Below are 9256 nucleotides of genomic sequence, written 5' to 3' on the forward strand. Positions count from 1 at the left end.
CAGATGGGGGCGGACAGTGACCCCAAGACGGTCAGGCCCGCCATGGTCGAGTAATCTGCGACCGTCGGTGACGCCTTTGCCGTCGGTGCTGAGTCAACCAACCCACCGCGGCGCGCTAGGGAGGCAGGACCAGGTGGTCGCAAGGAGTTCGGAGGTACGGTCGTCGGCCGTACGGCACAGCGCTTCCCCAGGGACCGGCGGAGGCCGGCGGCGTGGTGCTGGTCGGCTCGCCGGGCTCGGTCTCGGCGGAGCCGCGCTGCTGGTTCTGCTCACCGGCTGCGACGTCGGCAAGACGTTCGCCGGCTTCGGGTGGCCGCAGGGCGGCATCACGCCGCAGTCGCACCGGATGTACGACCTGTGGATCGCGTCCTGCATCGCGGCGCTCGCGGTCGGCGTGTTCGTCTGGGGCCTGATCTTCTGGTGCGTGATCCGCTACCGGAAGCGGGGCAACGCGCTGCCGGTGCAGACCCGCTACAACCTGCCGATGGAGTTCCTCTACACCATCGCGCCGATCCTCGTGGTCTCCGTGCTCTTCTACTACACGGCGGTCGTGCAGACCGACGTGAACAAGGAGTCGAAGAACCCGGACGTCACCGTCGAGGTCGTCGCCTTCAAGTGGAACTGGCAGTTCAACTACCGCGACGGCCAGGGCCGGGACGCGAACACCATCGCCTCGACGCTGGGCACCAGTGAGGTCATCCCGGTGCTGGTCCTGCCGACCGGCAAGTCGATCCGGTTCGAGGAGACCAGCCGCGACGTCATCCACTCCTTCTGGGTGCCGGAGCTGCTGTTCAAGCGCGACGTCATGCCGGGCAACATCCGGAACACCTTCGAGGTCTCCAGCATCGACCAGGAGGGCGCGTACGTCGGCCGCTGCGCCGAGCTGTGCGGCAGCTACCACGCCTTCATGAACTTCGAGCTGCGGGTCGTCTCGCCGGAGAAGTACGAGCAGTTCCTTGCGGCCAAGAAGGCCGGCAAGTCGACCCAGGAGGCGCTCACGGCGATCGGCCAGAAGCCGTACGCCGAGAAGACCGAGCCGTTCGACACCCGGCGCACCAAGAACAACTTCAACCCGACCAACGCGTCGGCCGGTACGGGCAGCTGAGGGAGCCGGCATGAAGACCGAGTGGAAGATCTTCCTGATCGTCTCGACGTTCCTCTACGGCGTCACGGCCCTTTACGCCGCCTGGACGTACGGCGAGGGCGGCCGGGTCGAGTGGGTCGGCACGGTGGCGCTGCTCCTCTCCGGCCTGCTCACCACGATGTGCGGCGGCTTCTTCTGGTTCGTCTCCCGGCGCATCGACCTGCGTCCGGAGGACCGGGCGGACGGCGAGATCGCCGACGGCGCCGGTGAGGTCGGCTTCTTCAGCCCGGGCAGCTACTGGCCGTTCGGCCTGGCCCTGGCCGCGGCGATCGCCGGCCTCGGGCTGGTCTACTGGCAGATGTGGTTGCTGGGCGCCGGTCTGCTCGCGGTGATCTTCGCCGCCTGCGGCCTGCTCTTCGAGTACTACAGCGGCACCCGCCGGACCGCCGAGCACTGATCTGACGACGCCGAAAGGCCCGCGCCCCCTCCGGGGACGCGGGCCTTTCGCATGCTCGCCCGCCGCCCCGGCGCCGCCACCGCCGGTCCGCGTCGAACATGGGGTTGGCCGGGTGATTCGCCCCCTTCGTCGCCGCCAACCTCATGATCGACGGCGGGACCGGCCGGTGCCGGGCGCGGTGGCGCGGAAGCCGGCGTCGGGTGGGTCACGCGGCGCGACGGTGGGGGCGACGGGTGGGGCCGCGACGGTGGTCGAGGCGCGGCGCGCGGAAGGCGAACGTGGCGATCAGCACGGCCGCGCCGCAGCCGGTGCAGACCAGCTCGGGGCAGTCCGCGCCGTGCCCGTCGGCGCAGGGCGGCGCCTCGAACGGCACGACGCCCTCGCAGCTGTCGCAGTAGAGCTCGCGGTCCGACACGGGCGTCTCCTCTCGTTCCGTCCGCGACGACGTCGGCTGCCGCCGCGATCTGGCACGTCGGCCGCCAATGGCCGAAAACGGAAAATTACTCCCGTGTAGTTTGGCACGCCGGTACGACACTCCCCGGAGTGGACCCGTCCGGGCGTCCACCGGGGAGGGCGTCAGAGCGAGCGGCTCACCTCGAGCCAGCGCGCCAGGGCGCCCGCGGCCGCCCCCGAGTCGATCGACTCGGCCGCCCGGACCATCCCGGCCCGCAGCGCCTCGGTCAGGTCGCCGTCGAGCGGGCCCTGGGTGGCCAGCGCCGCCCCGGCGTTCACCAGCACCGCATCGCGGACCGGGCCGGTCTCCCCGGCCAGCAGCCGCCGGGCCACGCCGGCGTTGTACGTCGCGTCACCGCCCCGCAGGTCGGCCAGGGTGGCCCGGGGTACCCCGAGCTCCGCCGCGTCCAGCAGCGCCTCTCTGACGGTGCCCTGCTGGGCCACCCAGACGCGGGTCGGGGCCGCGGTGGTGAACTCGTCCAGCCCGTCCTCGCCGCGCATGACGATCACCGAGTCGCCCCGGGCCGCGAAGACGGCTGCCATCACGGGGGCCATCCGCAGGTCGAAGCAGCCGACCGCGCCGGACCGGGGACGGGCCGGGTTGGTCAGCGGGCCGAGGAAGTTGAACGCGGTCGGCACGCCGATCTCCCGGCGGACCGGGCCGGCGTGGCGCATCCCCGGGTGGAAGCGGCCGGCGAAGCAGAAGCCGATGCCCGCCTCGACGACGCACCGGGCCACCTGCTCCGGCGTCAGGTCCAGCGGGATGCCGAAGTGCTCCAGCAGGTCGGCGGTGCCGCACAGGGAGGAGGCGGCCCGGTTGCCGTGCTTGACCACCCGGACCCCGGTGCCCGCCACCACCACCGCGGTCATGGTGGAGATGTTGACGGTGTGCGCCAGGTCGCCGCCGGTGCCGACCACGTCCAGCGCGGTGGCGCGGATCTCCTCCGGCAGCGCCACCTCGACCGACCGGCCGAGCATCGCCTCGACCAGCCCGGCCAGCTCGGCCGGAGTCTCACCCTTGGCGCGCAGCGCCACGACGAAGCCGGCCACCTGCGCCGCGCTGGCCGAGCCGGTCATGATCTCGTCCATCGCCCACGCGGTGTCGGCGGTGGAGAGCTCCTCGCCGCGCAGCAGCGCGTTGAGCAGAATCGGCCAGGTCCGTTCGCCCATGGCGGGCCTCCCGAGCGGGGCTGGAATGCGGGTGTGGCGGCCTTCATCCGGTCCGCGGCGGCGCGGCGGCCGAATTGTGGCGGAAAGGCGCCACGGCCCCCTTGCCGTGGCGCCGGGTGGGGTGACTCAGGCCGCGGCGGGCGTGCGCCGCAGCAGCTCGGCGACGGCGTTGCCGGTGGTCACCGGGTCGAGCGGGAAGGTGAGCGTGGCGTCGACCTCGGCGTACGCGGCCAGCCAGCGGTCGGCCGCCCGGGCGATCACCACGCAGGTCGGCGGGGCGTCGTCCCGGTCGTCCTTGATCTGGCGGGCGATGCCGATGCCGCCGCCCGGGGTCGCCTCGCCGTCCAGCAGGAGCAGGTCGATCTCGTAGTCGTCGACGAGCCGGACGCAGCCGGCGTAGTCGGACGCCTCGACGAACTCGATCTCCAGGCCGGGCGCCGGCCGGGTACCGACGGCCAGCCGCATCCGGTCACGGACCTTCGGGTCGTCGCTGTAGAGCAGGACGGTACACAGACGATCGCTCATCGCTGACTTGCTCCCACCTCGTAGCTGCCCGCTGATCGTAGCGGGCGTCACATCCGGCCGGACGGCCCGCCCTGGCGTACCCCGCGGGGCGCTCAGGCGGCGCTCTCCGCGGCGCGCTGGCGGGCCTCCTGGCGGTCCAGCTCGCGGTCCAACCGGCGGGCCTCCCGTTCGGACTGCTTGATCCACTGCACGACCAGCACGGCCAGCATGGTGACGCTGACGAACTCGCCGCCGGCCCACAGCACGCCCCCGGCGACCACCTGGTCGTTCCACGGGTCCGACCAGGCCAGGTGCAGCGACGGGTACCAGTCGCCGCCGAGCAGGGTGGTGCTCTGCATGATGGTCAGCCCGAGCACGGTGTGGAACGGCACGGAGAGCACCATCAGCAGCGCCCGGGCCGGGTACGGCCAGCGCCCGGGCAGCGGGTCCAGGCCGAGCAGCGGCCAGAAGAAGACGCAGCCGGTGGCGATGAAGTGGGCGTGCACCAGCTCGTGCGCCCACTCGTGCTGCAGGGTGAACTCGTAGAGGCCGGTGAAGTAGAGCGCGAACGGGTTCACCACGAAGATGGCGAACGCCACCAGCGGGAAGCTGTAGACCCGGGCGATCCGGCTGTGCACGATCGCCAGCAGCCGCTTGCGGGGCCGCACCGGCAGGGTACGCAGGGCCAGGGTCACCGGGGCGCCGAGCGCCAGGAAGATCGGCGACACCATGGCGAGCACCATGTGCTGGATCATGTGCACCGACAACAGCGTGGTGTCGTACGCGCCCAGCCCGCTCAGCGTCACGGCGGCGATGCCGCCCAGGCCGGGGCCGAGGAAGCAGACCGTGCGGATCACCGGCCACCGGTCGCCGCGCAGCCGCATCCGGTACGCCCCGTAGAGGTAGAGCCCCGCGGCGAGCACCAGCCCCAGGGCGAGCCAGCTGTTGAGCTCGGCCTCGGTGAAGACCCGGGTGACGGTGAACGGCGGCGGGACGCTGCCGCCCCCGCTCGCCAGGGCCGGCGCGGTGGCATCCGAGGTGGCGGCGAAGATCTGATCGACGTGCAGCACGCTTTTCAGGGTAGGTCAGGCGAAGCGGACGACCCCGATCGGGCCACTGTCGGCACAGGTTTCCGACCCCGCTGATCGTCGGTCCCGGTCAAGGGCAATAATGACCGCGTGACTGCGGCCCCAGCCATTGACAAGAGCCGGATCCACTCCCTGACGCGACCCAACATGGTCAGCGTCGGCACGATCGTGTGGCTCTCCAGCGAACTCATGTTCTTCGCGGCGCTGTTCGCGATGTACTTCTCGATCCGCGCGGCGGCGCCGGAGCTCTGGGAGAAGCACACCGAGGTTCTCAACATCCCCTACGCGACCACCTTCACGGTGATCCTGGTGCTGTCCTCGGTGACCTGCCAGCTCGGTGTCTTCGCGGCCGAGAAGGGTGACGTCCACGCCCTGCGCCGGTGGTTCACGATCACCTTCGTGATGGGTCTGATCTTCGTGCTCGGCCAGGCGAACGAGTACCGCAACCTGGTCCACGAGGGCGTCAAGATCAACGCCGACGGGTACGGGTCGATGTTCTACCTGACCACCGGCTTCCACGGTCTGCACGTGACCGGCGGTCTGATCGCGTTCATCATCTTCATGATCCGTACCACCATGGGCCGGTTCACCCCGGCGCAGGCGACGTCGGCCATCGTCGTGTCCTACTACTGGCACTTCGTCGACGTCGTGTGGATCGGGCTCTACGCCATGATCTACTGGCTTCAGTGATCTTGGCGCGTCACGAATCGCGCCGCTGCTCCGTCCCCTGAGACAAGGTCCAACCGGTTAAGGACACAGGTCATGACTTCTGACAACGACCGCCGACGCGGTCTGCTCGCGCGGCTGCGCGGGCGGCCCGTAGCGCGCAGCAGGGGCCGCCGCCGGCTGGGTGCCGCGGTCCGCCTGACCGCCGCGCTGATGCTGGCCGGCGGCGCCTACACCGTCTTCGCCCCCGGCGTGCAGGCGCAGGACAACCCGCCCCTGAGCGCCGCCGCCAACGAGGGCAAGGCGCTGTTCGACGTGAGCTGTGTGACCTGTCACGGTCGCAACGCCCAGGGCGTCGAGGGACGCGGTCCGAGCCTGATCGGCGTCGGGTCGGCCTCGGTCGAGTTCCAGGTCAGCAGTGGCCGCATGCCGATGGCCCGACAGGAGGCCCAGGCGCAGCGCAAGCCCCCGCACTTCACCGACGAGCAGGTCCGCCAGCTCGGCCAGTACATCCAGGAGCTCGGCGGCGGCCCGCAGGTGCCGCAGGGCAACCTGCGCGAGGGTGCCAACATCTCCACCGGTGGCGAGCTGTTCCGGATCAACTGCTCGCAGTGCCACGCCTTCGGCGCCGGCGGCGGCGCGCTTTCCTCGGGCAAGTTCGCCCCGAGCCTCAAGCCGGCCAGCGACCGGCAGATCTACGCCGCCATGCTGAGCGGCCCGCAGAACATGCCGGTGTTCGGCGACAACCAGATCACTCCGGAGCAGAAGGCGGACATCATCGCCTACATCCAGGAGAACCTGAAGGAGACTCAGGACCAGGGCGGTTTCAACCTGGGCCGGTACGGCCCGTCGACCGAGGGTCTCGCGATCTTCCTGGTCGGCATCGTTGCGCTGGTCTTCACGAGCCTGTGGATTGCGGGCAAGTCGTGACCGAGCGGATCATTCGTTTCAGTGCTGTGGCGTCGATCCCCGGCGCCACCCGTAGCGAGGTGACGGCATGAGCACCCACACCGAGCACCAGGCCCCGCAGGGCCGGGAGCCGCTCGACCTGAACGACCCCCGGCTCTCCCGGTTCGACATCGTCGAGGAGGGCGCGCGGCGGGACGACATCGAGATCGTCCACTACGAGCCGCAGGTCGTTCCGGGCAGCCGGGCGGAGCGCCGGCTGACCCGTACGGTCGCCACGATGTTCCTGCTGACCGGCGCGGCCGCCACCGCGTTCCTGATCATCTACATCTGGTGGCCGTGGAAGTGGGAGGCGGGCCGCGGCGGCGACAAGGCCTACACCCCGCTGCTCGGCCTGACCCTCGGCATCGCGCTCCTCGGCATCGGCTTCGGCATCCTCACCTGGGGCAAGAAGCTGCTGCCCAAGGAGGTCTCGATCCAGGGCCGGCACGACCAGCCGGGCGCGACGGAGGACCGCAAGCTCACCGGCGAGACGATCCTCTACATGGCCGACGAGCTCGGGGTGAAGCGCCGCCCGCTGCTCGGCATGTCGCTGATGGCCGGCCTGCTGCCGGTCGGCGCGGTCGCCGCGGCGCCGCTGGTCGGTGGTCTGATCTCGAACCCGCACAAGAACAACCAGATGTTCACCACCGGGTTCAAGCCGCAGGGCGGCAAGAAGATCCGGCTGATCCGCGAGGACGGCCGGCCGATCCGCCCGGCCGACATCAGCGCCGGCGGCCAGCTCACCGTCTTCCCGGGCGTCGACGGCGGCGTGAGCAACAAGTACGCCGACTCGCCGACCCTGCTGATCCACCTGCGCGAGGACGACGCGCAGAAGTCGCGCGCCGCCAACGCACGCAAGGGCCACGGCGACTTCATGTGGGGCAACTACGTCGCGTTCTCCAAGATCTGCACGCATGCCGGTTGTCCGGCCAGCCTCTACGAGCAGCAGACCAACCGCCTGCTCTGCCCCTGCCACCAGTCGCAGTTCCTCATCACCGACAACGCCAAGCCGGTCTTCGGCCCGGCGAACCGGCCGCTGCCGCAGCTGCCGATCGAGGTGGACGAGGAGGGCTTCTTCGTGGCGAAGTCCGACTACACCGAAACCATCGGTCCCGACTTCTGGGAGCGGCCATGAAGCGCCGAAAGTTTGACGTAGCAGCGGTGCCGGCCAAGACCGCCGGGGCGGTGGACGACCGCTTCCAGGTGGCCACCCCGCTGCGCAAGCTGCTGAACAAGGTCTTCCCGGACCACTGGTCCTTCCTGCTGGGCGAGATCGCGCTCTTCTCGTTCGTCGTCCTGCTGCTGACCGGTGTGTTCCTGACCTTCTTCTTCGAGCCGTCGATGACCGAGGTCACCTACAACGGCAGCTACGCCCCGCTGCGGGGCACCCCGATGTCGGCCGCGTACGCCTCCAGCCTGGACCTGTCGTTCGACGTCCGGGGCGGTCTGATCATGCGGCAGATGCACCACTGGGCGGCGCTGCTGTTCATGGCCGCGATCGTGGTGCACATGCTGCGGGTGTTCTTCACCGGCGCGTTCCGCAAGCCGCGTGAGACCAACTGGATCATCGGCTCGCTGCTGTTCTGGGTCGGCTTCCTGGCCGGCTTCACCGGCTACTCGCTGCCGGACGACGGCCTCTCCGGCACCGGTCTGCGGATCGCCTCCGGCATCATCCTGTCGATCCCGGTGATCGGCTCCTGGGTCAGCTCGTCGATCTTCGGCGGGGAGTTCCCGGGCACGATCATCATCAGCCGCTTCTTCATCGCCCACGTGCTGCTCATCCCGGGTCTGCTGGTGGCGCTGATCAGCGTCCACCTGGGCCTGGTCTTCAAGCAGAAGCACACCCAGTGGCCCGGCCCCGGCCGGACCAACGAGAACGTGGTCGGCGAGCGGATGTTCCCGCGCTACGCGCTCAAGCAGGGCGGCTTCTTCATGGTCGTCTTCGGCGTGATCGCGCTCTTCGGCGGCCTGTTCCAGATCAACCCGATCTGGTACTTCGGCCCGTACGAGGCGTGGGTGGTCTCGGCGGCCAGCCAGCCCGACTGGTACGTCATGTTCCTCGACGGCTCGACCCGACTCATGCCGGGCTGGGAGATCAGCATCCCGATCGGCAACGGATACGTCATTCCGCCGCTGTTCTGGCCGACGGTCGTGCTCCCCGGCATCCTGGTCGGCCTGTCGACGATGTACCCGTTCCTGGAGGCGCGCCGCCTCAAGGACTACAAGCACCACAACCTGCTCCAGCGGCCCCGGGACGTGCCGGCCCGGACCGCGGCGGGCGCGATGGCCGTCGCCTTCTACCTCGTGCTGACCCTCTCCGGCGCCAACGACGTGATCGCCGACAAGTTCCACATCAGCCTGAACGCGATGACCTGGGCGGGCCGGATCGGCATCCTGATCCTGCCGCCGCTGGCCTACTACGTCACGTACCGCATCTGCCTCGGTCTGCAGCAGCACGACCGGGAGGTGCTGGCGCACGGCGTGGAGACCGGCATCATCAAGCGGCTGCCGGACGGCCGGTTCGTCGAGGTGCACCAGCCGCTCAGCCCGGTCGACGGCCACGACGGGCACGGCCCGGCGCTGGACTACGTCGGCTGGGTCGTCCCCAAGAAGATGAACCGGCTGGGCGCGCTCGGCCCGGCGATCCGGGGCTTCTTCTACCCGATCGAGAAGCCGGCCGAGGCGCCGGTCTCGCCGGGGCACCCGCCGGTCGAGCCCCGGCCGGAGCGGGAGGAGATCGGCAGCGGCGAGAGCCGTCGCTGACCCCTCGCGTACGACTGACCGTGGGGGGGGGGGGGGGGGGGGGGGGGGGGGGGGGGGGGGGGGGGGGGGGGGGGGGTTTGCTCCCTCTCCACCGGGCACCGAGGCCCGCCAACCCAGACCATC

Annotated in this window: 10 protein-coding genes; 6 read left to right on the forward strand and 4 right to left on the reverse strand. The window is 70.3% G+C overall.

What is annotated here, in order from left to right:
* Nucleotides 1-133: 133 nt before the first annotated feature.
* Together ctaC and ACZ6S5_RS29095 are read left to right on the forward strand one after the other, a co-directional pair.
* On the forward strand, nucleotides 134-1105 hold the full coding sequence (gene ctaC, locus ACZ6S5_RS29090) for an aa3-type cytochrome oxidase subunit II (RefSeq protein WP_466005415.1): 972 nt from the start codon (nucleotides 134-136) through the stop codon (nucleotides 1103-1105).
* Nucleotides 1106-1115: 10 nt separating this feature from the next.
* Nucleotides 1116-1541, forward strand: a complete 426-nt coding sequence (locus tag ACZ6S5_RS29095; protein ID WP_466005416.1) for a cytochrome c oxidase subunit 4 — start codon at nucleotides 1116-1118, stop codon at nucleotides 1539-1541.
* Nucleotides 1542-1746: 205 nt separating this feature from the next.
* Here the strand turns inward: ACZ6S5_RS29095 and ACZ6S5_RS29100 are convergent, their stop codons facing one another.
* The 4 genes from ACZ6S5_RS29100 to ACZ6S5_RS29115 all read right to left on the reverse strand — a co-directional run bounded on the left by ACZ6S5_RS29100 (nucleotide 1747) and on the right by ACZ6S5_RS29115 (nucleotide 4738).
* Entirely contained in the window at nucleotides 1747-1956 is a 210-nt protein-coding gene (locus tag ACZ6S5_RS29100; protein WP_466005417.1) for a hypothetical protein, read from the reverse strand.
* Nucleotides 1957-2117: 161 nt separating this feature from the next.
* Nucleotides 2118-3164, reverse strand: a complete 1047-nt coding sequence (trpD, locus tag ACZ6S5_RS29105; RefSeq protein WP_466005418.1) for an anthranilate phosphoribosyltransferase — start codon at nucleotides 3162-3164, stop codon at nucleotides 2118-2120.
* A 126-nt stretch (nucleotides 3165-3290) separates the two neighbouring features.
* Nucleotides 3291-3689, reverse strand: a complete 399-nt coding sequence (locus tag ACZ6S5_RS29110; RefSeq protein ID WP_466005419.1) for a hypothetical protein — start codon at nucleotides 3687-3689, stop codon at nucleotides 3291-3293.
* Between the two features lie 92 nt (nucleotides 3690-3781).
* Nucleotides 3782-4738, reverse strand: a complete 957-nt coding sequence (locus ACZ6S5_RS29115) for a cytochrome c oxidase assembly protein (protein ID WP_466005420.1) — start codon at nucleotides 4736-4738, stop codon at nucleotides 3782-3784.
* 108 nt (nucleotides 4739-4846) lie between these two features.
* Between ACZ6S5_RS29115 and ctaE the strand changes: the two genes are divergently transcribed.
* The 4 genes from ctaE to qcrB all read left to right on the forward strand — a co-directional run bounded on the left by ctaE (nucleotide 4847) and on the right by qcrB (nucleotide 9133).
* Complete coding sequence (ctaE, locus tag ACZ6S5_RS29120) at nucleotides 4847-5446, forward strand: aa3-type cytochrome oxidase subunit III (RefSeq protein ID WP_466005421.1); 600 nt, start codon at nucleotides 4847-4849, stop codon at nucleotides 5444-5446.
* 72 nt (nucleotides 5447-5518) lie between these two features.
* Entirely contained in the window at nucleotides 5519-6352 is an 834-nt protein-coding gene (gene qcrC, locus ACZ6S5_RS29125; protein WP_466005422.1) for a cytochrome bc1 complex diheme cytochrome c subunit, read from the forward strand.
* Between the two features lie 67 nt (nucleotides 6353-6419).
* Nucleotides 6420-7505, forward strand: coding sequence for a cytochrome bc1 complex Rieske iron-sulfur subunit (gene qcrA, locus ACZ6S5_RS29130; RefSeq protein ID WP_466005423.1), 1086 nt, complete (start codon nucleotides 6420-6422; stop codon nucleotides 7503-7505).
* Entirely contained in the window at nucleotides 7502-9133 is a 1632-nt protein-coding gene (gene qcrB, locus ACZ6S5_RS29135) for a cytochrome bc1 complex cytochrome b subunit (protein ID WP_466005424.1), read from the forward strand. Before qcrA ends, qcrB begins: the two co-directional genes overlap by 4 nt.
* The last annotated feature ends 123 nt before the right edge of the window (nucleotides 9134-9256 follow it).

The organism is Micromonospora sp. NPDC051924 (genome assembly GCF_055586005.1).